The sequence below is a fragment of the Corynebacterium alimapuense genome, from assembly GCF_003716585.1.
GTDB lineage: Bacteria > Actinomycetota > Actinomycetes > Mycobacteriales > Mycobacteriaceae > Corynebacterium > Corynebacterium alimapuense.
In genome coordinates, this window is record NZ_PTJO01000003.1 from 48,027 (window position 1) to 73,774 (window position 25,748).

The window sequence follows — 25,748 nt, forward strand, 5'->3', positions numbered from 1 at the left end:
TAGCAAACCGGCAGCACTCAAGAGTGTTGCCGGTCATAGTTAGCTGCGGGTTGGTGCTAATAGGTAGCTAGTCCATGCGCACGAAAGGTCTCTCGAGCGGCCTCTAGTGATTCAAGACTCGGTGGAGTGGCATCTCCGAGCTGGTAGTCCAAACCCAGCTCACGCCATTTGTCAGCACCCATGTTGTGGAAGGGCAGAACCTCAACTCTTTCGACATTGGGCCAATGAGAGACGATCTCAGCTACGCCAGCGACATTGTCAGGGTCATCGGTGAGACCTGGCACCAGCACAAATCTGATCCATACTGGCTTATGTGCTTTTGCTAAGCGGTCACCAAAATCGAGCGTTGGCTGCAAGGCCCGGCTGGTGACCTTGTGATAGGTGCTCGGGTCTGAAGACTTGATATCGAGCAGCACTAAGTCGATATTGCCTAGATCTTCATCGCTTAACCGAGAGCCAAGGAACCCAGAGGTGTCGATGGCAGTGTGAATCCCAGCGTCGTGAGCTGCTGCTAATACCCGGCGGGTGAACGCAATTTGGAAGAGCGGTTCACCACCAGACAGCGTCAATCCACCACCAGTGGCGGAGAATATTCGCCGATAGCGAGTGACCCTCTTAACGACGTCCTCGACCCGCTCCACCGTTCCAGTGCGCATTTCCATGGTGTCTGGGTTGTGGCAGTACAGACACCGCAATGGACAGCCCGAAAGGAAAAGCGTCATGCGCGTGCCCGGACCATCAACGGCAGTGACCATTTCCCATGAATGGACCAGCGCGATATCGCCGGTGTGGCGAGCCGCTAGAAGTTCCGGACGTTCTAGCTCTGAGGCACATTCACTGGCGCCACCGAGCCCACCGGCGATGCCCCGTACCCGGTCACCGATCTCGGGTTCGAGGCGAACGACGCCGGTGACCCCGTCACCGCTCATGCACCGTGGTGGAAGGTACGGGAGATGACGTCGCGCTGCTGGTCCTTGGACAGCTTGACGAAGTTGACGGCGTAGCCGGATACCCGGACGGTTAGATTCGGGTACTTTTCCGGGTGGTCCATGGCGGCTTCGAGGGTGGACTGCTCGAGGACGTTGATATTGGCGTGGTAGAGACCGGAATCCATCTGATGCTCGGAGCGAGCAGATTTCATGGCGGTGAGGCGCTCGTCGAAAGTCTTAGTAGGCATGGTGATTACTCCTTAGTTGGTGTCCATGATGAAACCGGCATCCAGGATGCCGACGAGGTTAGTGGTCTGCTCAGCTTTAGTGCGGCCAAGTCCGGAAGGGGTGATGGTGTTGGTCAACGAGATTCCGTCGAGGGCATCGTGGTAGTCGAGCTTGCCCACCGACAGCATCGAGGCGACCATGCCGTGTTGGTCGGCGCCATTTTCAGGGTTGGCACCCGGCGCGAATGGGGTGCCTGCTCGGTGGCCGGAGGGGAAGTTTCCGGTGGCGTTGCCGTAGACGACATTCGAGGTGATCGTAAGCACCGACTGGGTAGGAATAGCGTCCCGATACATCGGGATGGCCTTGATCTTGGACATGACGGTGTGGACGATGGTTGCGGCAATATCGTCAGCCCGATCGTCATCATTTCCGTAGCAGGGGAAGTCACCCTCGACGGTGTAGTCCACGATGAGGCCGGATTCATCGCGCACAGGGGTCACAGTGGCGTACTTGATGGCAGACAGGGAGTCAGCCACGATGGACAGCCCGGCGATGCCGCAGCCCATGGAACGGATGACATCCGAGTCATGCAGCGCCATCTCTACTGCCTCGTAGGCATACTTATCGTGGCAGTAGTGGATGATGTTCAGCGCTTCGACGTAGGTACCGATGACCCAGTCGAGCATGAGCTCGTATTTTTCCCAGACCTCATCGAAGTCCAAGGGACCATCACCTTCGATAGGAGTGTGATCCTGGGTGATCTGCTTGCCGGTCATTTCATCGCGGCCGCCGTTGATGGCGTAGAGCAATGACTTGGCGGCGTTGACTCGGGCGCCGAAGAACTGCATCTGCTTACCGACGGTCATCGGCGATACGCAGCAAGCAATGGCGGCGTCGTCGCCCCACTGGTCGCGGATTTGCTTATCCGATTCGTACTGGATGGAGGAAGTCTCGATGGAGATCTCCGCGCAGAGCTGCTTATAGCCAGCTGGCAGCTTATCGTCCCAGAACACGGTGATATTCGGCTCCGGGGCGGGGCCTAGGTTGCGCAGGGTTTGCAGCAGCCGGAAGGAGGTCTTAGTGACCTGTGGGCGACCATCAGCCATGAAGCCAGCATCCGACCAGGTGGCCCAGTAGGGGTCACCGGAGAAGATCTGGTCGTAGTCGATGGTGCGGAGGAAACGGACGATGCGCAGTTTGAGAACCAAGGAATCGATGATCTCTTGGGCGCCTTGCTCATCGAGAATGCCAGCTGCTAAATCGCGCTCGATATAAATATCGAAGAAGGAAGAGAGTCGGCCAAAGGACATGGCCGCACCATCTTGGGACTTGATAGCGCCGAGATAACCGAAATAGGTCCACTGCACTGCCTCTTGAGCGGTGGTAGCGGGCTCAGAGATGTCGAAGCCATAGTCGGCGGCCATCTTCTTGAGCTTTATGAGGGCCTTGATCTGCTCGGAGTGCTCTTCGCGGAAACGCGCCCAGTGCTCACTGAACCCTTGAGAGCCTACCGCGTGCTTGGCTGCTTGCTTTTCCTCGATGAGGCGGTCTACGCCGTAGAGAGCTACTCGACGGTAGTCACCGATGATGCGGCCACGCCCGTAGGAATCAGGCAGGCCAGTGATGATGTGGGAAGAACGGGCAGCACGGATGCGCGGGGTGTAGATATCGAAAACCGCATCATTGTGGGTCTTGCGATAACGGGAGAAGATTTCCTTGACCGCAGGGTCAACTTCCTTGCCGGCTTCCTTGATCGCCGTTTCAACCATGCGCCAGCCACCGTAGGGCATCATGGCGCGCTTGAGTGGGACATCGGTTTGCAGGCCGACGATTACATCGTCGTCCTCGCTAATGTAGCCAGGTCCGAAGGCATCGATATCGGCAGGGGTGGTGGTGTCAACGTCATAGACTCGACGCTCCCGCTCTACTGATAGATAGGTCTCCTCGAGGTGGCGCCAGGTACGCAGCGTCTTGTCTGTGGAGCCAACTAGGAAGTCTTGGCTGCCGAGGTAGGGCAAATAGTTGCGGGTGATGAAATCACTGACGTTGATGGTCTCGGTCCAAGAACCCTTGTGGAATCCCTGCCAGGCCTGAGTATCTGGTGCGGTAACGGTAGTCACAGGCGTGCCTTTCAGCTGGTTAACGGCGTTCATGAATGCTCATGGCGACCCAGCTGCCCTTACCTACCCTTGCGTCCGCCACCGATGTGATCTTCGGCCAGACGATTTGAAGCGGTGCGCCACGATACATTTCTAGTATAGGTGGTCTGACCACACGGTGGGGCATTAACTACTAAAGACCCGATCCCAGCAGGTGCCAGGATCGGGTCTTTGAGAAAAGCTACAGGTAGTGGGTGAAAACTAGCGCTTACCCGTGAACTTGGTGGTGTCACGCAATTCGATCGGGGTATCGCCCTCGATCTCGGTGGTGAACTGCTGCAACTTCATCAGCGCGGTACGCGAGTGGAGCTGCTGGCGGGTGGTAGCCAAGTTGTAGCGGGAAGGCCACAGCGCATTGAGACCCCAGTTGAGCATGGATACCGCACGGTTGCGGAAGCCCACCAAGAACATCACGTGGACGGCGAGCCAGAGCAGCCAGCCGACGAAGCCGGTGACCTCGACCTTGCCCATCTTGACCACGGCGTTGAAGCGGGAAACGATGGCCATCGAGCCCTTGTCGAAGTACTCGAACGGCTGACGAGCCTTGTCCTCAGAATCCTCAGAGTTCTCGGCAGCAATCTGCTCAGCAGCGTACTGGCCAGCCTGGATTGCGACCTGGGCGACGCCCGGCAGGCCTTCACGGTTCATCATATCGCCTACGACGAAGACGTTTTTGTGCTCGCCGACGGTCAGATCCTCGTTGACTGGGACTCGTCCGGCCCGGTCAACCTCAACGCCAGCCTGTTCCGCGATCAGGCGGCCAAGCGGGGATGCGGACACGCCAGCGGACCAGATCTTGGTCAGTGCGTCGATGGTGTACTCGTTGCCATCGCTGGTGTCTTTGTAAGTGACGGTCTTCTCATCCAAGTCGGTGACCAAAGCATTGAGCTTGACGGTAACGCCAAGACGCTCGAGCTCGCGCTGAGCATTGTTGCCCAAACGCTTGCCGAAGGGCGGCAATACCTGCGGAGCACCATCAAGCAAGATGATCTTGGCGGAGGTGGTGGAGAAGTTGGAGTACTCACCGGAGAGCGTGCGGTGGGAAAGCTCGGCCAGCTGGCCAGCCAGCTCCACACCGGTGGGGCCAGCGCCGACGATGACGAAGGTCAGCAGGCGCTCGCGCTGGGCAGCATCCTTAGCCAGTTCAGCACGCTCGAAAGCGCCGATGACACGGGCACGGATTTCCAGTGCGTCATCGATAGTCTTCATACCCGGGGCAAACTCGGCGAACTGGTCGTTGCCAAAGTAAGACTGCGAGGAACCAGCAGCGACGATCAGGGAGTCATACTCGAAAACGCGATCGTAGGCGCCCAGTGAGGTGGTGACTAGGTGGCCTTCTAGGTCAATATCGGTGACCTCAGCCTTAACGACGTTGACATTGTCCTGCTTACGGAGGATCTGACGGGTCGAGGGAGCGATCTCACCAGAGGACAGGATGCCAGTAGCTACCTGATACAACAGCGGCTGGAAAAGGTGATGGTTGGTGCGGTCGATGATCGTAATATCGACATTAGCCTTGTTCAGTTCCTTGGCGGCGAACATTCCACCGAAGCCAGATCCAATGATGACTACATGGTGGCGGCCGCTAGCCGGGCGAAAGGGAGAGTTCGTCATAATCTTAATTTCCTCAACGTGTGGGTGGGAATCAACGACACCATGTTAACTGGTTCGCTCGATATCTACTGACCGGGGATATCGTGAAACTGTAGTCTAACCCCGGATAGCTGCATTGGCATCGACGCGCCTGAATGATTCGGACAGCATAGGGGGTTAGCATGGTCGGCTGTGAGGCAATCCCATCTGACGGCTATTGATGCTGACGCTTGGCCTGGCGTGGCCTGGGTACCAACCGGTCGAATAATTGGTATCCGTGCCCGTCTAGCAGAGGCGTCTTTCGCGCGTGCCTGCGCGGATGCCGGACTAGACCTAGATATCAACGGCTCCCCGGATTTGATCGTGGAAGAAGAAGAGCTGTTCTCCCGCATCGCAATTTCAGGCTGGTTGGGTCTGGCCGAAGGCTATTTAGCGGGGGAGTGGCGTGCTGAAAAATTAGCAGACGTCCTCGAAGCTTTACTGCGCTCTGATTATCATCCGCGAGTCCCTTTAGGGCATCGAAAAATGAGCCCAAGGCGTTTCCAAGGCGGCGAGCTGCCCGCGGATCTTGTTCGATTGAGCTCCGGTGATGGGATGAGCGCATTCGGAGGAGTTTTTGCCTCCGGCGTTCCGACAACGGTGCGTACCGCTGTACCTAGTTTTGTTTCGGGGCATAAGGGCCCGCAAACCCATTTCGTTGATTTAACTACTTTTTCAGATCCCGTCGCAGCAGAGCGTGACGATCTGCGCGATGCGCAGGATCGTAGTGTTGAGATGCTTCTCGACGCCGCCCGAGTCTCTGCGGGCACACATCTGCTGGAATATCCCGGCACCGGCGGGTCGATCGCGATTGGGGCGACCCATCGCCGGGCGACCGTCGATACGCTTACTGCAGATCCGGACTATGCCCGAGCGGTGGAGGAGCGGCTTACCTTGGCTGGGGTGGCTGAATCTGTGCAGACTTCGGTGATTGCTCGGCCCATTCCCGGTCCCAGGGAATGGCGGGGAAATTATGATGCGATCGTCAGCGTTGAGCGGCTAGAAGTTCTCTCGGCTCGCGAGCGAGTGGTTCTTATCCGTTCTCTCGATAGGCTGTTGACCATCGGCGGGCTGGCAGCAATACAGACGGTGGTGGCAACGGACTCGATGACGCAGGCGGCTCAAGCTTCTCTAGGCGTGCTATCAGCCTATATTTGGCCCGGGCTGAATTATCCCGGAGCCCAAGACATCCATCGGTTGGCAGACCGGGAGTCTGGTTTGCGGATTATCGGACAGACTCATGTGGGCAATCACGCGAAGATTTCCCTCGGAATGCAGCGATCCATCTTTGATGGTCAAACCAGAGAAGCTGCTGCAGCCGGCTTCGATCCAGTATTCCGACGCTTGTGGGACTATCAATTCGCCCTGCGAGAAGCGCTATTTCGGCTCGGGATGCTTGATGTCGTGCAGTTCACGCTCACGCACCGAGATCGGCGCGGGCGCAGATAAGCAGTCGATAAATGCTGGGACACAAGGAAGCTAGGGTCCAGTTTCTTTCCAGTGCCAATTGGCCGGGTGAGCTTGGACGTAGTGTCTCTGCGGTAATTAGCTGGATGCCGGGAAATGGCTAGGTTCGTGAGTCTGCCGTCATTCGATCATCGGGAGTTTTCCGAACATTTTTATTGTCACAGTGACGTTAATCTATTATGGAGCAAGTTGGAGTTGAGGTGCAAAACCTTCGTTCCAAAGTCATCAAGTGGGTTAACGTTTACTTATGGTTGTCAATGATAAGCCGTCCGCGTCATCGCAAAAACCCCTTCTGGTGCTGGGGAAAATCAGTGCCATCTTGGATGCTTTTACTTTAACTCGGCCTACTCTTTCTCTGGGGGAGATACGAGAGGCAACAGGTATGCCACCGTCCACTGTGCAGCGTTTAGTTACTAATCTTGTGTCTCAAGGATTCCTTGAACGAGAGGAGGATTCCTTCAGAATCGGCATGAAGATGGCTTATTGGGCCGCTCCGGCAACGCGTGGTGTTGAGGTGCTCGAGCTCTTTAACCCACTGCTCAAGGAGCTTCGCGACTTGACGAATGAGACAGTGTGTTTTTTTCGCTCAGAGCGAGACTATCGCGTATGCGTGGCTATGGCGGAAACTCGGCATACTTTGCGTCGTGCGATGCGGGTGGGTGCTATCTTGCCGCTCTATGCTGGCTCGGCTGGTCAGGTCCTATTGGCGTGGACTCCTGAGTTGTTGCAGCGCATTAAAGAGACTCCGCTACAACAGCTGACCGAGGCCACCATCACTTCTGCGGAAGAACTAGAAGCAACAGTAAAAAAGACTCGTCGGGATGGTTTTTCCATCACAACAGGTCAACGGGAGGACGGTGCTTCTGGAATCTCTGCACCAGTGTTTGATTCCGCAGGTGCAGCCGTTGGCGCATTAACAATCAGTGGGCCAACTATGCGGATGTCTTATGATATTTGTGAGGGCTGGATCGAGGAGCTGTTGTCTACTGCGGAGCGGATGACGCGGCTAATCGGCGGTCGCCTTCCCGACGATTCTCTTAATTACCCTTAAAGTCCGAGCCGATCTCTCTAGCATCTAGTAGGTTATTTTCCTTTCCTCTGGCTAATTTCTATTAGAAAAATCTCTCTAGTTATTTCTACGTCGATGACTTTGCAACACCATCCAATAGGCTGGAATTGGTTGAGGTTGACCGATCTTTAACGGTGGGCTGAATCTCCGGGCTGGGTGCTTCAGCGTCCAAGATTTCTGAAGCGGAGATTAAGACCACCCATCACCCATCCTGTCTAATCCTTCTATCTTGGCCTAAATCCAGGGTGGTGGGCAGTGCCCATTAAGTGTGAGTTTCAGGCTAAGGTACGTTTTCCGGTGGCGGGCGGAGTAACCCACTCGAAAGCGGTGGCATTAGAGCGCGCACCTTGAGCAGATTTGGATCGATTCTCCTCACAAAGCTCTGCTAATAGATTCTCGGAAAGCTCGACGATCCCAGCAAATTTCTTAGGGGTCAACCATCCAGGCTGGGTGGCAAAGAGAATGTCTTCGCTCGAAGTATTACCGCTGGCGCCTGGGGCGAAGGGACACCCTCCGAGGCCACCAAGAGCACCATCGACGACATCGGCACCAGCGGCGATGGCAGCCAGCGTATTGGCTACACCTAAGCCCCAGGTGTCGTGCCCGTGAAAGACGATGCGCCGAGCGGGGGTTTCAGCTTTCACCCTGTGTATCAACTCGGTGACTTGGGCAGGCACCGCTTGACCGAGAGTGTCGCAGATGACGATATCTACACAGCCTTCGGCGCGGGGGTCATTCGCGATGGCCACTACCCGTTCCGGATCAACTGGTCCATTGAAAGGGCAGGTGAAGGAGGTGGCCAAACAAAGCTGAACCCGACCTTTCACACCTTGAGCAATGGCAATGGCTTCCGGTAGCGCAGCAAGACTCTTTTCGGTGGCGCGTCCAATGTTAGCTTCGTTGTGAGCATCGGAGACGGAAAGACAATATTGAAAATTGCGGGCGCCGGCTGCAGCGGCCTTGGCGATATGGCGCGGAGTAGCCACCCAAATCCAACACTTCGCTAGTTCTTTTTCCGTTAGTACTTCCACCACCTCAAGAGTGTTAGCCATCGGTGGAACCAAATCGGCTCTTGCCATAGAACCTAGTTCGATCTCTGGAACTCCTAGACTCAGCAATGTACGGATAATGCGCACTTTATCCTCAGTGTCTAAGACCTTTCCTGTTAATTGGAGTCCATCACGCAAGGTGACGTCGCGGAGGTGAGAATTGGGGGAGAAAGAGTAATTGCTCATGCGTCCAAGCGCTCCTTAGCAGCAGTTGCGTTAGCAATCTGCTCGGCATCAAGCTGCAGGAGTCCACCAAGGATTTCTTGGTTGTGTTCTCCAAGATCGGGTCCAAGATGCTGGATGGGAAGTGAGTGATCACCGATGACAGGCACAATTCCTGGGAACCCTACGTCACGAATAATCTCTTTTCCACTGTCGACATCAAATTTCTGGATCATGTGGCGAGCTGCGTACTGTGGGTCCTCGCTGATATCGGAAGCAGTGTAGATTGGGCCAGCTGGGACTCCTGCCTTATCAAGGATTTCCAGGCACTCGGCGGCAGGGAGCGTGGCAGTCCATTCACCGATGACGGCGTCGAGCTCATCGCGATGCTCCCAGCGGTCGGCATTGGTCTGCAAACTTGGGTCAATGCCCAAATCGGGACGGCCAATGACCTCCATGTAGCGCTGGTAAATCGAGTCGCCATTTCCGGCGACGACAATGCTGGCGCCATCAGCGCAGAGATAGGCATTGGTGGGGGCAATGCCTTCCATCCGACCTCCGACGCGCTGTCGGTCAATGCCATAGGCCTGGTTATCGGGGATGAGGGACTCCATCATGGAGAACATGGCCTCATGGAGAGCCACGTCGATAATGCGGTCTGATAAAGCGATCCTCTCGCCCTCCGGACGAGTGGCTTCGCGTTGATAGAGGCTCATGACCACTCCGAAGGCAGCGTAGATTCCAGCGATAGAATCACCGATGGACACACCTACTCTCACCGGCGCGCGGTCCGGGTCACCGACCATATTGCGGAAGCCACTGAATGCCTCGGCTACTGCTGCGAAACCGGGGCGGTGGGATAGCGGTCCAGTTTGCCCGAAGGCAGAGATACGGCTGATCACCAACTCCGGATTGATCTCATTGAGTACCTCCGGTCCCAGTCCCCAACGTTCAAGGGTACCGGGACGGAAGTTCTCCAGAAGCACATCGCACTCGGAGACTAGAGCTTTGACTGCGTCCTTGCCCGCCTCGGATCGCAGGTCCAGCACTACCGACTTCTTGTTGCGATTGATGGTACGAAAAAGCATCGAGGTAGTGCCTTGATATAGACGCCAATTGCGCAGTTCGTCGCCGGTACCGGGACGCTCAATCTTGATCACCTCAGCGCCGAAGTCGGCAAGGAGCCTTCCGGCAGTAGGGGCAGCAATGTAGTTGCCTAGTTCTAAAACGCGGATGCCTGCGAGAGGCTGGGGAGTGTGTTCAGTCATCGGAAGTTGGTCCTTTCAAGACGCTCATTGAAATGTTTGGATATGCAGGTTGCAGGGGACTAGAGGAAGATGCCGAGGATCATGGTGCAGAGCAGGGCGACTACTGATGCGACTGAAACTCCTAGAGAACAAGATTTCAGTGTTCCTCGGGTGGTCTGGCCGAGCATGGATTGCAGGAGCCAGAAGGTATTAGAGGTGACGTGAACCATGAAGAGGGAACCTGCCCCGGCAGCCAGTGCAAGGAGCACAGGATCCATTCCGATTTGGCCGACTACTGGAGCGAGCAGACCTGCAGCGGTGATTGCAGAAATCGTTACGGAGCCCACTGCGATATGAAGGACCGCTGCGATTGCCCAGACTGTAAGAAGTGGTGCGAAGGAACCGGCGGTGAAGTACTGGCCCAAGACATCGCCCATACCGCTAGCTGCGATGACAGCAGCTAGCGAGCCACCGGCACCGGTCAGGATGAGGATCTGGCCAGACTCTCGAAAACCATCGACGACAGCTTTTTCAACTCTTTCGCCTCCGATGGTGTAGCGGGCGACAAAGCTGGTACCCAGCAGTCCAATGAGCAGAGCGACTACTGGAGTGGAGAAGAATTCGATGACGGGATTCATGACGCCAGCCATCTCTAAGATTGCTCCGGTAGCGATGAGTACCAATGCCAGCAGCATGGGACCAAAGAGCAAGAAAAGACTGGGTTGCTTTTCCTTAGTCTCTTCGGATTCGTGGACACGTTGTGGGAGCAGACCGACGCGAGTGCCGTGGCCATCGATGAGCCCATCTTCGTGATCTACTGGGGCAAATCCTGCAGGGTCGTTGTCAGCGTCGGTGGGCTGTGAAACATCGGAGGGTTCCTCGTCGATGGGTTGTTGGTCTAGGTCGACGTTCCATAGCCCTCGGTGAATAAAGAAGTTCATGATTGCAATGGAGATAACGATGGTCGGAACGACGACGATAAAGCCGAAGATCATCATCTTCCCCAGTGGGACGCCGAGTAATCCGGCCAGCGCCATCGTTGCCACGCCAGGAACCATGAGAACGATGCCGCATTCCAGGCTAATTGCCAAAGCCGTGGCCATTTTTGCAATACCGAACTTGCCTAGATGGGGAGCCATGCGCCGGGCGAGGGGTGCACTCATCACTAGCAATACATCTAGGAAGATCGATTGCAGTGCAGTACCGATAGTTAGTCCCAAAGCATAGGGGACACCTCGTGGCCCAAAAATCCTCAATAGTGCGTTAACGAGCCGTCGAATCGCGCCAGTCTCGTTGAGGATTGAGCCCATGAGCACACCCCAAGCAATCAAGAGGCCAACTTCAAACATGATGTCGCCGAAGCCTTGCATTGCTGTCGTAGTTGTTTCAGCGGGACTAAGGCCCGTTGCTAGTCCCAATACCAAAGCGCCCGTCACTAGTGACACCACGGGATTGATGCGTAGTTTGATGATCATTAGAACGATTCCCACGATCACCGCAGCGGTGATCGAGAGAATTTGCCAGTCTGCCATGAGCTATTCACCTTTTCCTTCGAGCCATCCAGTTTATGTGGTGTGACTCACTTTAGATTGTGCATGTGATCCACGACGTTAGCACTGGCCCACATAGTGGGCCATAGTTCACTAAAAATGTGATGCAAGTCACCAATCTGGATTGGAGTTGACCCTGCCTGGGCATTAAGGTCGTTGCAAAGGATTTCAGCAAGGCCAATATCGAGCTCGAGTCACAATCGCCTCGGGCCAGTGTGATTGCCATTGCGTGAGGTTAAGGCGGGGTATAGGTCATCGTTCTCGGGCTTAATAGACTGTTCACCTGGCGATGAAGGGGGAGTTGACCTCCTGGCAGTTAATGACGGCCAGCCTCCGTTTAATCGTCCAAGGCGACTCTGAGCTGGATACTGACTAGGTGTAAAAGGTGAGCCCTCGAAGAATCATTTTCCGGTACCGATTAAGGGTGAGGGTGACATATTGAGGGCCGGCTCATTCGGAATTGGTGGATGCGGAGATCCCTGCGTCGATCATTACGGGCACGTCAGGGTGTGCGATGGATCGACTTCTTGACTAAGGAGTCAAAAAGAGGCGCCTTCTTCGTTTCAGGATGGAGTCGGGATGGATCGGATCCCGAAGTGCGACTCGAGGCTTGCTCCACAGCGACCCATCGCGTGAGGGCAAATTGACCATCGACCGATGCTTGATGGATGAGATTGACCGTCATTGAGGTCTTGTTTGCATGCTGGAACTGCTGAGATGAATTGGATGATCAGGGCAATGCGCAAAAAATGGCATGGGCCAGGTCAGCGAAGCTACTCGGGGAGCTCTGTCCAGAAGCAATATGACATAATGTACATTATCGGACAATTATCTAGACCTGGATAACTAGCTCGCGAACATCTTCGGGACCCGCCCATCTGTCTATGCCTACCTAGTTATCCATCTCTGGGTCCGCATGAAAGATCCGTGGCCCGGCTGGACTGGCCTCAACTTTCCGGCAGTCATCTCGCGTCATCATTGCGGACTCCAGCTTCATGCGGGCGCTTCATACGGGACGCTCGCTCGATCATTGGCTGACATGAGATATCTGGATGTGGTTCGCGCCAGTGCCGTGATGAGGTTTGGCCCCGAGGAGGTTTTGCATATCTGGAGATATAGGCATGAGCTTATTGAAAAGGCATCCTGAAGGCCCTAACTTGCCCTCAGGATGCCTTAAGGTAGCAACCTCTGAGTATCTACTATTTAGTCACTGTGACGTTATTCGGTGGAATTGTCCGATTCTTTGACCCGGTAGGCATATCGCAACTGCCAGATAGTCAACAACAACAGGCCGACGGCGATGGCACCAATGACCCACATCTGCTCGATGAGGACATAGGTACCAAAACCAATCAGGACTACTAATCGCAGCCACATCGCCGGAATCATCCGAGTTGCAAGCATTAGACCTTCTCCATGGCGATGCGGATATTAAGCTCGCCCTCTTCATCGATGGCTGCTGCTACAAACTCCGGCGATTCGACGCCGTAATCAAGCCGGTTGATTGGCAGATCACCTGAGATGATCAAGAGGTCACCATCGCGGAGTGCATCGAACTCGTGGGTTACCTGATTGGTCTCGCCATGAATCTCTAGGTCTCCGACCAAAGTGACCGTTCCGGAGGTTCCATCATCAGGAACCTGAGAAACATCAGCAGGTTCGGTGACGGTGAAAGATGCAGTGGGAAACTGATCTGTAAGGAGAATCTTTCGAGCAACGTTGACATCTCGACGCTGATTATCGGTGGTTACCTCGGTCATATCGACCACGATCTCACCTGCGGTGAGCTCTTCATTATCGACGGTCGCGGAGCCTTCCACCGCTTGAGTTGAGCCTGAGGTGTTCTTGCGCTCCCCTGGCAGGATCTCAAAAAAGGTGAAGCCTACAGCGGTGGTATTGACATCGCGGGTAGTGACTACCTGCCATTGTCCATCAAGATCTGTCGTGGCTGGTTGGGCATTTTCTGCAGACAAGCCTTCTGTGCGCACACCAGGGCCCATAATTGCCGAATACACCATGGGAACTACCGCGACCAACGCCAGTACCACGATGAGGACGACAACAACCGACATGACCGCCTTGCGGCCCGTGGACATTTTTTGGGACATACCGTAGTTACCTCAACTTCTCGATTGCCCGGGCGAGCGATACCAGTTCCGTGCACAGGTCGCGTAATTCGTCCGGCTCAGCACCCTCCGCTGACGCGGTGGCTATATCCTCGGCCGCGCAGCGCAACTCGAAGAGGGAATCTCGTAGAGCCGCAGCACGGTCAGGATGAATAATAACCGCTTCTTGCGGGATATTGGTACCCGTGATTTTATGCCGTTGTTCGTAGGCACGTTGTTTGCAAGACCTGCCACAGTACTTTCGGGGGCGACCCCGCCCAGAGCTGCCAAGTTCCTTGCCACACCATGCACAGACTGACGTGTGCTGGGTTCGAGATATCGTCACGTGACCTACCCTAGTTCATGGGTGGGGATCGGGGAACAAGATCACGTGCTGGTCCGTTATACTGATAGGTCTACATCAGAAGCGGCCCCAGTATAAGGGACTGTTTCTTCGGGAACGCAATGAAAAGGATGATGCTGCATGGCAGATCGCGTACTTCGCGGCAGCCGTATGGGTGCGGTCAGCTATGAAACTGATCGTGACCACGACCTTGCCCCGCGCCAGATGGCTAAGTATCGGACAGGCAGCGGTGAGGTATTTGACGTCCCCTTCGCTGACGATGCTGAAATCCCTGAAGAGTGGATGTGTAAGAATGGTCAGCTCGGCACCCTCATGGAGGGTGAGGGCGTGGAATCTAAACCAGTCAAACCCCCTCGTACCCACTGGGATATGTTGCGGGAGCGCCGGACGCTCGACGAGTTGGACGTTCTGTTAGAAGAACGCGTCGAGCATTTAAGGAAGCGACGCCGTTCAGCCGCTCGCCTGCTCAAAGAGCAGCAGGCAAAAGAAAACGAGTAGGCCCTTTGGGCCTACTCTTGCCGGTGGCTAACCGGTAGCTAGTGATTGCGCTTGTGGCGCTGCGAGGTTTTCCACTCGTGGGCCACAAGCTTTTTCAGTTCTCGGGAGAGCTCCGTGAGCTGAGTCAAACGGTGCTTAAATCCCCAGGTGGTGACCTGGACGAGAGAATCCTTGACGAAGCTACCGTCCAATTTGGACTCGCCGATTTCCCGTTCGACGAAAGTAATCGGAACTTCACGGACGTTAAAGCCCTCGGAGACGACGCGCCAAGCCAGTTCCACCTGGAAGATATAACCGGCATTGGACAGCTCGTCGAGGTCAATGGCTTCGAGGGTCTCCCGACGGTAGGCCCGGTAACCGGCAGTCATATCCGACAGGCCGGCTCCAAGAGCCAACGAGATATAGGTGTTTCCGCCTTTGGACAGCAGCCAACGCTTTTTCGGCCAGTTGACCACTTTCCCGCCGTCGATATAACGGGAACCGATGACCAAGTCTGCGCCGCGATCGATTTCATCGAGAAGAAGGTGAAGCTGTTCTGGAGAATGCGAGCCATCGGCATCCATCTCACAGAGCACGGTGAAACCTAGATCCAATCCCCAAGCGAATCCAGCAGCATAAGCCCCGCACAGACCACCTTTGCCCTCACGGTGGAGCACCGTGACCTGCGGATCGGCAGCAGCAAGTTCATCGGCCTTGTCCCCCGTGCCGTCTGGGCTATTGTCATCGACGATGAGAACGTCAACGTCTGGAGCAGCCTTGCGGACTCTGCCGACGATCAGCGGAAGATTCTCAAGTTCGTTGTAAGTGGGGATGATCACCAGAGTCGCGTCACTGGGTTTGTTCAAGAGATTCTCCTAATCTAAAAGCCCCTCTATTCAAGGGGCGTTGCTGACCATCAACGTCGGCGTGTGATCAAGGCGGCGATAACGAGTACTCCACCCATGATAATCAGCGCGAGTTCAACGAGGAAACCGTAACGTGCAGCAACCGTCAGCGAATCGCGCAGTGGCAAGGTTTCTTCAAGCGATGCAGGCTCGAAAATCTCAGTTGATTGGGACACCGAACCATCTGGCTGAATGATCGCGGAGACACCAGAGGTCGCGGCCACCACGAGCGCTCGATCTACTTCAATGGCACGCAGTCGGCTCATCGCTAGCTGCTGATAAGTCATATCTGTAAAACCGAAGGTGGCATTGTTAGTCGGAGTGGTTAGTAGCTGAGCACCATCCAACACTGCCTGCCGGTAAGCCGGATCGAAGGCTACTTCATAGCAGGTAGCAACACCTATCACGATGTCGTTCATTGTGACGGTGAAGTCGGCCTCTCCTGGTTTGAAGTCCCCTGCTTGATCAACATAGGGAGAAAACATCCGGAAGAAGTCCCGCATGGGCATGTACTCGCCGAACGGCTGGAGGTAGTGCTTATTGTGGTAGTCCCCCGGCCCGGTCTCCGGATCGAAGACAATCATGGTGTTGCGATCTCCCACTTCGTCTTGGGTGATCGTGCCCACCAAGATCGGGGCATCGATGGCGGCTACGGCACTATCGACCAATTCCCTTGCTTGTGGATCAGTGAAGGGGTTCACGTCTGAAGAGTTTTCCGGCCAGATGACGATATCGGGTTGTGCCCCACTAGCGGCTAACTCTTCAGTGACACGCACATGATTTGCCAACACTGCACGACGCTGGGCATTGAAATCGAGACCCATGCGCGGCACGTTGCCTTGAATGGCCGCGACATCAACGTCACCGACGGTGTTTTCCTCTTGGTTGACTACCGTCGAGCCAGTGACCAAGCCAGCAGTTATTGGAATCACGATAGCGATTATTGCTAGCAGAGCGACTGACCCGCGCTTGATCACCAATGCACCAATCGCGGCTCCAACGGCGGCTGCAGCGAAGCTCACCAAGGCCGGACCGCCCCAGACCGCCAAGTTAGCTAAAGGACCATTAATCTGCCCCCAAGCTAAGCGGACCCAAGAAAATCCGCCGAAGGGAAAGTTGCTGCGTGCCCACTCCACCAAAACATACAAGAAGGGGAAAGCGAGAAAACCGAAGCGCCAGCGAACAATTGCCACTCCACCGGCGCCAGTTGCCAGGCCATAGAGTGCAGTAAACAGCGCTAGTGCGACATAGGGCAGGCTACCGACGAACTCGCCTACCCACGGCAACATAAACAGGTAGACAACGAACGCCTGAATAAAACCCACCAAGGCTCCCTGCCACAGCCCTGGCCCAGGCCGATGTCCCCAAGGTGAGAGCGTCACATACAGCAGCGCGATCCCTAGGATTCCAGAGATCCACCAGCCAATAGGCTCATTTGAAGCAAAAACCAGCAGCCCAGATAATGCTGCCAGTGCCAGGCGCAGGACTAGGATCACTGCTTCTCGCCGGGCTTGTCATCTCCGGTGAAATCCTCGGGGCGAATGCGCTGGGTCCATTCTTGCAGCTCATCTTCATCAATGACCATGGGATCCCAGGCCTCTGCGTCGCCACCTTGAAAACTGCCATAGTTGGCTTGCGGGCGCTGCGCATTGGTCATCTCGAAGGTGCGAACTCCCAGATCTTCGATGGATTTAATCAGCTTCACCGCCAGGATTGTGCGGGCAAGCGCACGAGTGGGCGGGAAGATCAAGATCAGACCAAAGGCAGAAGAGACTAGTCCGGGAATGACTGCCAAGATGGCACCCAGAGACAACAGGCCATAGTCGGCTGCGACGCGGCCGACAGTTACGCGGTTAGCCAAGGCTGCTCGGTTGACCCTCCGGATCTCAAATCCGGCGGCAAGCACACCGAGCACCATGAGCCCGAAAACGAGCAGAAGGGCAAACCCGACTCCAAGCCAGGTTGCCACCGCCCAAAAGGCAAGTGCCTCAATGAGCAGATACGGGAGGACAGCTAATAGAAAAGGCACGCCTCAAGTCTAGCGACGTAGTTGTTCGAGTAACCACCCGGCGTCACCGACCATGTGTTTGTAATAGGGGCCAAAGTGGTTGAATCCGGTTCTTCCGGGAACTTGGGGAAGCCAATTGCGCCGCCAGGTGATCTCTCCTCCCCCTCTCTTCCAGGCACTTTGTAGGTTTTGGACGCTTTGGAACGGCACAATATCGTCGTTGGTTGAGCCCCAGAGCAAAACCGGAACTTGAGGCGTCTGCTGGCCAAGTTTTCTGCGATCAAGTTCCGCACTGACGGCGGGAAGGTCGGAGATCAAGGCTCCGAGAGTCATGCCAGAGGTGGTCCATTCGGCCGAGGACTGCCACCCAGAGGCAATAGCGGAGCCACCAGCGCAGGTGGTGATGTTGTCGATCAAGCAGGTTAGTCCCTCAGTGGTTAGTACCGAGAGAATCTCATCCCGGATTTCGGAGGACGTAACGAGCAGACCAGCAATGGCATAGGCGAGCACACCGGTAGATAAGGTGCCGTCGACTTGGCGCAGCACAGCATCCAGCTGGGCCGGAGGTGCTCCAACTACCGCGGCCTTAGCAACCACATCAGTGGCGTAGTCAGGTCGTTCCAGCGCCATCCCGACAGTGCCGGCACCTTGAGAAAATCCCCACAGCCCTACTGGGGCATGCTTTTTGAGTCCGAGCTGGCGGGCGGCGCGGACCGCATCTGAGAGCGCATGAGCTCCAGAAATATGGTCGCAGTACAGCTGCAGCCCTAGGTCGGGATCTCGGGGATAGTCGATCAATACGATATGACAGCCTGCTGCGAGGAACATATTGATCATTGGCAGCTCATAGGCCGCAATAATGTCGTAGGGCGGAGAGGTAAACACATTAAACCCGACGGTGCAGCTATAAGAAGGATTGCAGTGCACCGCCACTCCCTGAGTGGAGGGGGCGAAAGCCACTACTGGACGGCGGCCACCACGCCACGGACTATGCGAATGGAAATAAGCCCCTGTTGCGGTGATGGTATGTCCGCGACTATCAGTAGTGACATAATCCATCCGGTAAGCAGTCGCTGGGTTAAGCCGCCCACGAGTGCCCAAAAGCCGCATCGGCCGAGAATCCAATAAAGTGCCAGGTTCAAGTCCAATCGACCAGGTAGCTTCACCGAAGCTGGGCAAGGAGTCCCACGAGGGCGGCTCGCCTTCTCGTAGCGGCGGTGGTTCGCGGCCGACTAATCGCCGAAGCAATCCTTGAGCTGTTTCATGCGCCAGCGGGGCGAGCGCGCGGAAAGCAGTGGTGCGCTCACCGGAGCGGTACATATTCTCAGGTTTCGAGTGCTTAGTAGTCACCTGCCCATGTTAACTAGGATATAAACTCGTGAAAGATGTCGCAGCCGCTCCCCTGCCCTTCAACGTGAAAATTCCAGCCGGCCTGGTCCCAACCGGTGCTTGGTCCGGATTAGCAGATCTTGCTGATGAGCACGCTGGCGGCTTGATCCATCTCAATAATCAGGCAGGCGTGCAACTATTTGGCGTCGATGATCGGACCTTGGCAACCAAACAACTCGAAAGCTTCGGGCTTGAAGCTGGGAAATCAGAGCTTAATCCAGCCCGTCAAGAGATCGGTTGGTTGACACAATCGGATGGTTCCGTCAGCCTCGGCGCCGCAGTACAGCTAGGAGTATTGACCACTCAGCTGGCTCGGATGATTGATGTCATCGGTGCAGAAGTTCTGCTCACCGAGGGGCATTCCTTGATCATCCGAGGACTCGATGAGTCTATTGCCGAACAGGTTGTGCGGGTGCTGGCCCCGTTGGGGCTGATTTTTGATGAGAATTCCCCGTGGTTGCGGGTGAGTTCCTGTGCTCAATGCCAATGGTCGCTTTCCGACGTCCGCCGAGACGCAGCCTCAGCTGTTACCGCCGGGCATCCTGCTACCAAGAAGGCCCATTTTCTGGGCTGTGAGGTTGGTTGCGGGCGACCTCACAGCAGTCATACGGAATATTTGGCTACGGGTGACGGCGAGTATGAAGTCAGTGAGCGCTAACGGGAAAGCCGCCGCCAGATTGGGCGTGGAACAAGCTTCATGACCCAAGCCAATAACCGCAGCCTCCCCGGAATCCACAGAGTGGTGCTGGCTGTGCCGTTGCGGATTTCGCGAGCAACAGCAGCCGCGACGGCATCGGGGGTTACTGACATCGGAGCAGGTTTCATGCCTTCGGTCATCGAGCCGATGACAAAGCCTGGCCGAGCGGTGATCAACCGTAGATCGCTGCCGTAAAGGCGATCACTGAGCCCTTGGCAAAAGGCGTCTAATCCGGCTTTGGTGGAGCCATAGACATAGTTGGCTTTCCTCGCCCGCCAACCAGCGATGGAGGAAAAGGCGATGATCTCTCCGGCATCCATCTGCTCGGCCAACACCGTCAGTACTGAAACTTGAGCCGTGAAGTCGATGGTGGCGATATCGACGGCGTGAGCTTGATCGTGCTCAGCTCGCTGTTGGTCACCGAGGATTCCAAAGGCCACGATGGCAGTGCTGATGCCTCCGGTCAGTTCAATCGCGCGTTCAATGAGGCGTTGGTGAGAGGACAACTCGCTGGCCTCGAAGTCGAGTGTGTGCACCGCAGAAGCACCGGCTTCGTTAAGTCGGACTACGACTTCATGGAGATCCTGGGATCGGCGGGCCACCACCACGACTTCGCGGCCTGCGCAGAGGCGAGCACTCAAATCTCCACCGATATCGCTGTGGCCACCGAGCAAAAGGATCCCATTCATGATCACTGACGCTACCCCACACTAGAGAGGATCTAGCGGAGCTCACGATGCTGATAGGACAAATATTCAGCACCGCTGCTGGTGACGGTGACGATGTCTTCGAGCCTCATCCCCCACTCTCCTGGCAGATAGATCCCCGGTTCCACCGAAAAACACATCCCAGGTTCGACCGGCAGGTTGTTTCCCGCCATGAGATAGGGCTCCTCATGGGTGGAAAGACCAATGCCATGTCCGGTGCGGTGAATGAAATAGTCGCCGTATCCAGCCTCGGTGATCACCGCCCGGGCCGCAGCATCAAGGTCAGCGGCGCTCACCCCAGGCGCGACGGCGGCCACCGCTGCAGCATGGGCGTTGAAGAGGACCTCATAGGCCTCGCGGGCTTTCGCGGTGGCTGCCTCCGGGCCGCCGACGATGTAGGTACGAGTCTCATCTGAGTGATATCCAGTATCCAAGGTGCCGCCCAAGTCAACCACGACGACGTCTCCGCTTTCCAGGACTCGATCGGAGTAACTATGGTGCGGATCAGCTCCATTAGGCCCGGAACCGACGATGACGAAATCAACCACCTCGTGTTCTACCAGGATTAACTTAGCGAGAGTGTCAGCTACCTGCCGTTCTGTGTGCCCAGGCAGCAACAAACCTGGAACCTGCTGATGGACGGCGTCGATAGCCTCACCTGCGCGTTTGAGCTGTGAAATCTCGGCAGGATCTTTGACCATGAATAGGTCAGCCAGGGTGGTGGCCGCGGGGACGGTTGAACGCCCAGGCAATAGCTGCTGGAGGGTGAGGACATGGATAGTCGTCAGGCTAGAGCCTAGCGCCACCGCACCGGACGTCGGCAGCGATTCAACGGCCAGTGAATGAGGGCGATCCCCATCGACCCAGCCACGGATCTCGATCTCCAATTCCGGCACTGCAGAATGCGCCAATTCACCGAGATCAGTGGCAGGTACCACCAGCTGCGGGGTGCCTTGGGCTGGTATCACCAAGGCAGTCAATCGTTCGTGGGAGCTGATAGTAGAACCGGTCAGATAAGCCAACTCTGGGCCGGTACCGATGATGAGACCGGCAAGCCCTTGGCTGTGGGCTAGCTCGGCGGCAGTGCTGAGACGATGGGCATAGACGGGGGCGTCGAAAATTACTGGCATAACGGCCATCTTAGATCCGCACTATGGTGGGGCGGTGTCTTCGAACATCACTCTCCGGATCAAGGCCGATAGCGCCTACTGCTCTGGAGCGCTCATTAGTCCAGATCTTATGGCCCATCCAGCAACTAGCACTGACCTGGTGTTGACCTGTGCGCATTTCTTCCGGTCGCGATCTGGCCAGGTCAGAGTTGCCGGAAGTTCTTTTCGAGCTGAGGTGTTGGGCGTGGTGTCTATTCCTGGGACCGATCTAGCCGTGGCGCGATTGAGTAAGCAAAGCCCACCGAGAGATCTGATCGGTATCTCAGATAGACCACCCACGTGGTTTTCGAACACGGTGACTGAAGGGTTCGGAGGTAGTGCCAAACAGCCTCGACTGCGGTTTGGGCGAGTGATTTTTCGCACTCCGGTGGCCTTTTCTCGGAGATTAGATACGCTCGTGCGCCCAGGGGCCGTGATCTATAACAATCCCAAAGCTATCCGCGGGGATTCGGGTGGGCCGGTGTTTGAAGGTGGCAAGATCGTCGCGGTGCAATCACTGATCAGTGATCCATTTGGCTACAACTTAGGGCTAGCCACCGTCTCCCAGGTCGGACCCCATCGGCGAGCGATTGCCCGGGCAATCGAAGCCCTACAAGGGGCCTATCCAAGCCTTGATTAACTGCCGATGGCAACTACTCCACGTCGAATGGAATCGATGGCTCGGCGAGCATTAGCCCGGATTTCATCAGTGTAACCAGTTTTAGCCACCTGCTGGAGCAAATCGATAACCTGGCGGCACCAGCGTACGAAATCGCCAGGGGTTAGCTCGGCTCCAGATTCAGCGGCCGCCGAGAGACAATATCCCAGCGGTGCTCCAGCAGCCCACTGGTGAATAGATAGGGCGAACCCACCCTCAGGTTCGCGGGTGATCGGCAGCTTATGGCGGCGTTCATCGGCGGAGAGTTCTTGCCAGATCCCAGCAGTGGCATCCATCGCCTTGCCCATCCGCTCGGTGGCAGCACTGGGTTCTCCCCCGGAGCTTTTTCGGTTCTCAAAAGTGCACAGGGAGACCACTCCGGCGAGTTCGGCCGGATCGAGTTCATTCCAAATACCGCGGCGTAGACATTGAGCCACCAGCAGATCGGATTCGCTGTAAATCTTGGCCAGCAGCTCTCCTTCTGGAGTGATCACAGGCGTGGCCTTGGGGCCAGAACCGTCGAATTCGACGTAGCTCATCTCAGAGAGCAGGTTAATAATGCGCTCCAAATGCCGGCCGAGAGTATCCGTGGCCCGTTCCACGCTTGTTTCCAAGCGGTGTAGCTCGCGTTGCCTACGGGCCAGTTTCTCGCCTACTCGAGCTAGCTGTTCGCGGTCAGTTGGCGGCCACATATGGACGGGGTGTTCGCGCATTTGGGAGCGCAATTCGATAGCCCTTGCCGATTCCCGTACTCGGGCAGTCTTACGCATCTTTTTCGGGCGGGCATAGTGATTCTTATGAAATTGATCGACGACATAGCGGGTGCTTTTCCGTGGTGCCTTGCTGATATTGCGCGGCAATCGCATGTTGCCTAAGACGATGGGCGGGTTTTTAAAGCCGGCAGCATCGATGCGTCCAGACCACCCCTGCTCGGTGGTCACCCAAGGGCGCGGATCTCGAGCTTGGTTGGCTGGGGTAATCACCACGGCCAAGACCGGGTGCTTGCGGCCAGCAATGGCGATAACCTCTCCGGCTTGCAAACGCGCCAGGATGGTCACCGTTTCCTCGACCCGCTGATCAATGGAATGCGCCTTGGCGGATTTCTCCTCTTGACTGATCTCTCGGCGCAACTGCAAATACTCCAGCAACATGGTGACTGGATCTCCACCATCAGGGGCTGGCGGGTTAAAGGAAGCGATCTCCTGGGTGAGCTGAGTATGCAATTGCCGGACACGGTGTTCGGCGCGTTCGATCTCGCGAACCTCATCGACCACGGAACCATCGGCTTGGTACTGGGCGAAAGATTTTTCCAACAGGCGCAGTGAAGGCTCAAAGCCGATCATGTTGAGCAAGTTGACGGCCATGTTGTAGCCGGGGGCGAACGTAGATACCAATGGGTAGGTCCGAGTAGACGCCAGACCAGCGACTGCCCGGGGATCCATTGCGGGTGCCCATTGGACCACGGCGTGGCCGATAATATCGATGCCTCGTCGTCCCGCACGACCAGTCAACTGGGTGTACTGGCCAGGAGTCAGTTCCACATGGGCCTCGCCATTGTATTTGACGAGCTTTTCCAACACCACGCTCCGGGCGGGCATGTTAATGCCCAAAGCGAGTGTCTCGGTAGCAAAGACTGAGCGCAGCAGACCCTTGACGAAAAGATCCTCCACGATGTGTCGGAAGGCTGGCAGCATTCCGGCGTGGTGGGCGGCGAAACCTCGTTGGAGGGCGGCTTTCCACTGTGCGAATTGAAGGACTTCGAGGTCCTCAGTGGGGATGCCTTCCACCCCAGCATCGATGATTTCCCCGATTCGAGTGGACTCTTCTGGAGAAGTCAGGATCAAGTTGGAGCGCAGGCACTGGTAGAGTGCGCCATCGCAGCCAGCGCGGGAGAACACAAAGGTGATGGCGGGGAGCATGTCCATGCCTTGGAGAACACGGATGACATCTGGACGGCGCACTGGACGCTGGCGATCCTCTGGCCGTTTGGCACCTGTGCGACGCCCCGCAGAGCGCGCACGAAATCCCTTGCCGGATTCATAATCGGATCGGCCTTCTTCGGCATCGGGTGCTTGGATTCTTTCAATCCTGCGCTCGAGTTCACGATTGACTTCCCCACCGGTATTAGCCTCGAACAAGGGATGGACTTTTCGTCCCACCATCATCCATTGCTCCAGTGGAACCGGGCGATGCTCAGAGACGATCACCTGAGTATCTCCGCGGACAGTGGAGAGCCACTCCCCGAATTCCTCGGAGTTAGAGACCGTGGCAGAAAGACCAATGATGTTGACAGATTCCGCGAGGTTCAAAATAACCTCTTCCCAGACTGCGCCGCGGGATGCATCAGCGAGGAAGTGGATCTCATCCATGACCACGTGGCTGAGCCGATCGAGAGCTGCAGAGCCGGCATAGATCATATTCCGCAGGACTTCGGTGGTCATGACCACAATATCTGCGTGACTATTGATGGAGACGTCACCGGTGAGCAGGCCGACGGCAGTTTCGCCGTGTACGGCCACAAGATCGTGGTACTTCTGGTTGCTCAGCGCCTTGATCGGCGTGGTGTAGAAACACTTGGTGCCCTGTGACAAAGCCAGAGAGACTGCGAACTCCCCGACAACAGTTTTGCCAGCGCCGGTGGGTGCGCAGACCAATACTCCCTGGTCATTTTCCACTGCCTGGCAGCCGGCCACTTGGAAGTCATCGAGTGGGAAATCTAGACCGGCGGTGAACTCCGCGAAATGTGTGGCGTGGGTGTCAATCATGACCACCACGCTACCTGTCGCTGGTTAAACAGTTAGAGCACGTCACCAAAGTCTTGGTTCTCACGGCTGCTGAGATCACTCGAAGGCTTTATTGGCGCCGGTGAAGATAACGGCCCAGGCGCATCGATTCCACCTGATTGGGTGGACAGTGGTGAAGATGCCTCATCGTCTAAGTCCATCCACTCAGGGCGGCGCCGATCTCGTCGACGGTCGTTCCACTTGGCAAATTGCAAGGCCAACTCCACCAGGATGGTCAGCGCGAAGGCTAGGACCACCATGGAGAAGGGATCTTGTCCAGGAGTCATGAACGCGGCGAAGATAAACAACACCAGAATGATGATTCGACGCTTGTCTTTGATGGCTTCATATTCCAGGACGCCGACAATATTGAGCATGGCGATGATCAAGGGTACTTCGAAGCTCACGCCAAAGATCAAGAGTAAGGCGAGCAAGAAATTATAGTAGCGCTCACCAGTCAAGGCTGCGACCTGGGTTTCATCACCAATGGTCAGCAAGAAGTCGAGACCATAAGAGACGACAAAGTAGGCCAAGATGGCACCAGCGACAAAGAGGGTGACCGCTAGGAATACGAAAGTGAAGGTCCAACGTCTTTCGCCTTTGTGCAGACCTGGGGTGATAAAGCCCCAGATTTGATAGAGCCACACTGGAGAAGACAGCACCAACCCTGCCAACGCGCCAACCTTGAGCCGCAACATGAACATCTCAAATGGCCCAGTGGCCAAGAGCCGGCATTGCCCGTCATTGCTAAAATCAGCGCGGTTTTCCGGTGGCAAATCGCAATAAGGTCCGCGGAGGATTTCACCCAAGGAGGGTGTTCCTAGGAAGCTCTCTTGGTACCAGATGAAACCAAGGATCGCGCCAACCAGCAGAGCGAGCAAGGAGATGATGACCCGTCGCCGAAACTCCTGGATGTGGTCGACCAGTGTCATCTCTCCGGTCGGAGATTTCTTTGACTTCCGCCGGAAACGGCTGGGGGCGGATGAAGGACTCTCAGCACTCATAGTGGACTCTT

21 protein-coding genes and 3 pseudogenes are annotated in these 25,748 nt (G+C 56.1%); 6 read left to right on the forward strand and 18 right to left on the reverse strand.

Translation table 11 applies throughout. The features are described from left to right. Positions 1–56: 56 nt before the first annotated feature. From pflA to C5L39_RS01695, 4 genes and pseudogenes are all read right to left on the reverse strand, one after another. A complete protein-coding gene (gene pflA, locus C5L39_RS01680; RefSeq protein ID WP_123047172.1) occupies positions 57–929 on the reverse strand; it encodes a pyruvate formate-lyase-activating protein in 873 nt (290 codons plus the stop codon). Continuing rightward, positions 926–1,480: pseudogene (gene grcA2 / locus C5L39_RS10945) on the reverse strand (autonomous glycyl radical cofactor GrcA2). Before grcA2 ends, pflA begins: the two are co-directional and overlap by 4 nt. Continuing rightward, positions 1,460–3,310 (reverse strand): annotated as a pseudogene (locus C5L39_RS01690) (pyruvate formate lyase family protein); the annotation flags it as partial. The pseudogenes C5L39_RS01690 and grcA2, both read right to left, overlap by 21 nt. Positions 3,311–3,517: 207 nt before the next feature. After that, positions 3,518–4,930 (reverse strand): NAD(P)/FAD-dependent oxidoreductase, encoded by a 1,413-nt coding sequence (locus C5L39_RS01695; protein ID WP_123047175.1) that lies wholly within the window; start codon positions 4,928–4,930, stop codon positions 3,518–3,520. A gap of 171 nt (positions 4,931–5,101) precedes the next feature. On the opposite strand from C5L39_RS01695, the gene C5L39_RS01700 reads away from it, so the two are divergent. The 3 genes and pseudogenes from C5L39_RS01700 (at position 5,102) to C5L39_RS01705 (ending at position 7,466) form a co-directional block, all read left to right on the forward strand. Further along, positions 5,102–6,397: a class I SAM-dependent methyltransferase gene (locus C5L39_RS01700; protein ID WP_123047176.1), complete on the forward strand. Its 1,296-nt coding sequence runs from the start codon at positions 5,102–5,104 to the stop codon at positions 6,395–6,397. Positions 6,398–6,662: 265 nt separating this feature from the next. Then, positions 6,663–6,857: pseudogene (locus tag C5L39_RS10855) on the forward strand (helix-turn-helix domain-containing protein); the annotation flags it as partial. Between the two features lie 27 nt (positions 6,858–6,884). Beyond that, on the forward strand, positions 6,885–7,466 hold the full coding sequence (locus C5L39_RS01705) for an IclR family transcriptional regulator (RefSeq protein WP_245974880.1): 582 nt from the start codon (positions 6,885–6,887) through the stop codon (positions 7,464–7,466). A 293-nt stretch (positions 7,467–7,759) separates the two neighbouring features. Here the strand turns inward: C5L39_RS01705 and C5L39_RS01710 are convergent, their stop codons facing one another. The 6 genes from C5L39_RS01710 to C5L39_RS10860 form a co-directional block, all read right to left on the reverse strand. Beyond that, on the reverse strand, positions 7,760–8,719 hold the full coding sequence (locus tag C5L39_RS01710; protein ID WP_123047178.1) for a beta/alpha barrel domain-containing protein: 960 nt from the start codon (positions 8,717–8,719) through the stop codon (positions 7,760–7,762). Next, the gene (locus tag C5L39_RS01715) at positions 8,716–9,963 is read right to left on the reverse strand and encodes a CaiB/BaiF CoA transferase family protein (protein WP_123047179.1); all 1,248 of its coding nucleotides are present in this window, start codon (positions 9,961–9,963) and stop codon (positions 8,716–8,718) included. Before C5L39_RS01715 ends, C5L39_RS01710 begins: the two co-directional genes overlap by 4 nt. Positions 9,964–10,022: 59 nt before the next feature. Next, positions 10,023–11,474 carry a GntP family permease gene (locus C5L39_RS01720; RefSeq protein WP_123047180.1) on the reverse strand — a complete coding sequence of 484 codons (1,452 nt, stop codon included), beginning with the start codon at positions 11,472–11,474 and terminating at the stop codon, positions 10,023–10,025. Between the two features lie 1,236 nt (positions 11,475–12,710). Beyond that, positions 12,711–12,896, reverse strand: a complete 186-nt coding sequence (locus C5L39_RS01725) for a hypothetical protein (RefSeq protein ID WP_123047181.1) — start codon at positions 12,894–12,896, stop codon at positions 12,711–12,713. Next, positions 12,896–13,600 (reverse strand): YceI family protein, encoded by a 705-nt coding sequence (locus C5L39_RS01730; RefSeq protein ID WP_245974840.1) that lies wholly within the window; start codon positions 13,598–13,600, stop codon positions 12,896–12,898. Before C5L39_RS01730 ends, C5L39_RS01725 begins: the two co-directional genes overlap by 1 nt. A 7-nt stretch (positions 13,601–13,607) precedes the next feature. Next, positions 13,608–13,943: a hypothetical protein gene (locus C5L39_RS10860; RefSeq protein ID WP_425453831.1), complete on the reverse strand. Its 336-nt coding sequence runs from the start codon at positions 13,941–13,943 to the stop codon at positions 13,608–13,610. 138 nt (positions 13,944–14,081) lie between these two features. Between C5L39_RS10860 and C5L39_RS01740 the strand changes: the two genes are divergently transcribed. Next, on the forward strand, positions 14,082–14,459 hold the full coding sequence (locus tag C5L39_RS01740) for an RNA polymerase-binding protein RbpA (RefSeq protein ID WP_123047182.1): 378 nt from the start codon (positions 14,082–14,084) through the stop codon (positions 14,457–14,459). Between the two features lie 38 nt (positions 14,460–14,497). Here the strand turns inward: C5L39_RS01740 and C5L39_RS01745 are convergent, their stop codons facing one another. From C5L39_RS01745 to C5L39_RS01760, 4 genes are read right to left on the reverse strand one after another with little or no spacing between them, the layout of a single operon-like run. Continuing rightward, positions 14,498–15,304: a polyprenol monophosphomannose synthase gene (locus C5L39_RS01745; RefSeq protein WP_123047183.1), complete on the reverse strand. Its 807-nt coding sequence runs from the start codon at positions 15,302–15,304 to the stop codon at positions 14,498–14,500. Between the two features lie 50 nt (positions 15,305–15,354). Then, entirely contained in the window at positions 15,355–16,839 is a 1,485-nt protein-coding gene (lnt, locus tag C5L39_RS01750; RefSeq protein WP_123047184.1) for an apolipoprotein N-acyltransferase, read from the reverse strand. Then, the gene (locus C5L39_RS01755; RefSeq protein WP_123047185.1) at positions 16,836–17,372 is read right to left on the reverse strand and encodes an FxsA family protein; all 537 of its coding nucleotides are present in this window, start codon (positions 17,370–17,372) and stop codon (positions 16,836–16,838) included. Before C5L39_RS01755 ends, lnt begins: the two co-directional genes overlap by 4 nt. Before the next feature lie 9 nt (positions 17,373–17,381). Then, positions 17,382–18,701 carry a lipase family protein gene (locus C5L39_RS01760; protein ID WP_245974841.1) on the reverse strand — a complete coding sequence of 440 codons (1,320 nt, stop codon included), beginning with the start codon at positions 18,699–18,701 and terminating at the stop codon, positions 17,382–17,384. Positions 18,702–18,729: 28 nt separating this feature from the next. Between C5L39_RS01760 and C5L39_RS01765 the strand changes: the two genes are divergently transcribed. Further along, positions 18,730–19,398 (forward strand): hypothetical protein, encoded by a 669-nt coding sequence (locus C5L39_RS01765; protein WP_123047187.1) that lies wholly within the window; start codon positions 18,730–18,732, stop codon positions 19,396–19,398. On the opposite strand, the gene C5L39_RS01770 is transcribed toward C5L39_RS01765, so the two are convergent. Beyond that, the gene (locus C5L39_RS01770) at positions 19,395–20,126 is read right to left on the reverse strand and encodes an SDR family oxidoreductase (protein ID WP_123047769.1); all 732 of its coding nucleotides are present in this window, start codon (positions 20,124–20,126) and stop codon (positions 19,395–19,397) included. The genes C5L39_RS01765 and C5L39_RS01770 overlap by 4 nt on opposite strands. A gap of 32 nt (positions 20,127–20,158) precedes the next feature. Further along, positions 20,159–21,274: a M24 family metallopeptidase gene (locus C5L39_RS01775; protein ID WP_123047188.1), complete on the reverse strand. Its 1,116-nt coding sequence runs from the start codon at positions 21,272–21,274 to the stop codon at positions 20,159–20,161. Positions 21,275–21,308: 34 nt separating this feature from the next. Between C5L39_RS01775 and C5L39_RS01780 the strand changes: the two genes are divergently transcribed. After that, entirely contained in the window at positions 21,309–21,932 is a 624-nt protein-coding gene (locus C5L39_RS01780) for a S1 family peptidase (protein ID WP_123047189.1), read from the forward strand. Here C5L39_RS01780 and C5L39_RS01785 read toward each other — a convergent pair. Further along, a complete protein-coding gene (locus C5L39_RS01785) occupies positions 21,929–24,715 on the reverse strand; it encodes a DEAD/DEAH box helicase (protein ID WP_123047190.1) in 2,787 nt (928 codons plus the stop codon). The two genes, C5L39_RS01780 and C5L39_RS01785, sit on opposite strands and share 4 nt — an antisense overlap. Positions 24,716–24,747: 32 nt before the next feature. After that, positions 24,748–25,737 carry a twin-arginine translocase subunit TatC gene (gene tatC / locus C5L39_RS01790; protein WP_425453832.1) on the reverse strand — a complete coding sequence of 330 codons (990 nt, stop codon included), beginning with the start codon at positions 25,735–25,737 and terminating at the stop codon, positions 24,748–24,750. Between the last annotated feature and the right edge of the window lie 11 nt (positions 25,738–25,748).

What these genes read in the sequence shown, in the direction of transcription:
- C5L39_RS01705 (WP_245974880.1), top strand. Translation starts at nt 6,885, where the DNA reads ATGAAGATGGCTTATTGGGCCGCTCCGGCAACGCGTGGTGTTGAGGTG.
- C5L39_RS01740 (WP_123047182.1), top strand. Translation starts at nt 14,082, where the DNA reads ATGGCAGATCGCGTACTTCGCGGCAGCCGTATGGGTGCGGTCAGCTAT.
- C5L39_RS01695 (WP_123047175.1), bottom strand. Translation starts at nt 4,930, where the DNA reads ATGACGAACTCTCCCTTTCGCCCGGCTAGCGGCCGCCACCATGTAGTC.
- tatC (WP_425453832.1), bottom strand. Translation starts at nt 25,737, where the DNA reads ATGAGTGCTGAGAGTCCTTCATCCGCCCCCAGCCGTTTCCGGCGGAAG.
- C5L39_RS01720 (WP_123047180.1), bottom strand. Translation starts at nt 11,474, where the DNA reads ATGGCAGACTGGCAAATTCTCTCGATCACCGCTGCGGTGATCGTGGGA.
- C5L39_RS01770 (WP_123047769.1), bottom strand. Translation starts at nt 20,126, where the DNA reads ATGAATGGGATCCTTTTGCTCGGTGGCCACAGCGATATCGGTGGAGAT.
- C5L39_RS01730 (WP_245974840.1), bottom strand. Translation starts at nt 13,600, where the DNA reads ATGTCCCAAAAAATGTCCACGGGCCGCAAGGCGGTCATGTCGGTTGTT.
- C5L39_RS01775 (WP_123047188.1), bottom strand. Translation starts at nt 21,274, where the DNA reads ATGCCAGTAATTTTCGACGCCCCCGTCTATGCCCATCGTCTCAGCACT.
- pflA (WP_123047172.1), bottom strand. Translation starts at nt 929, where the DNA reads ATGAGCGGTGACGGGGTCACCGGCGTCGTTCGCCTCGAACCCGAGATC.
- C5L39_RS01715 (WP_123047179.1), bottom strand. Translation starts at nt 9,963, where the DNA reads ATGACTGAACACACTCCCCAGCCTCTCGCAGGCATCCGCGTTTTAGAA.
- C5L39_RS01785 (WP_123047190.1), bottom strand. Translation starts at nt 24,715, where the DNA reads ATGATTGACACCCACGCCACACATTTCGCGGAGTTCACCGCCGGTCTA.
- C5L39_RS01725 (WP_123047181.1), bottom strand. Translation starts at nt 12,896, where the DNA reads ATGCTTGCAACTCGGATGATTCCGGCGATGTGGCTGCGATTAGTAGTC.
- C5L39_RS01710 (WP_123047178.1), bottom strand. Translation starts at nt 8,719, where the DNA reads ATGAGCAATTACTCTTTCTCCCCCAATTCTCACCTCCGCGACGTCACC.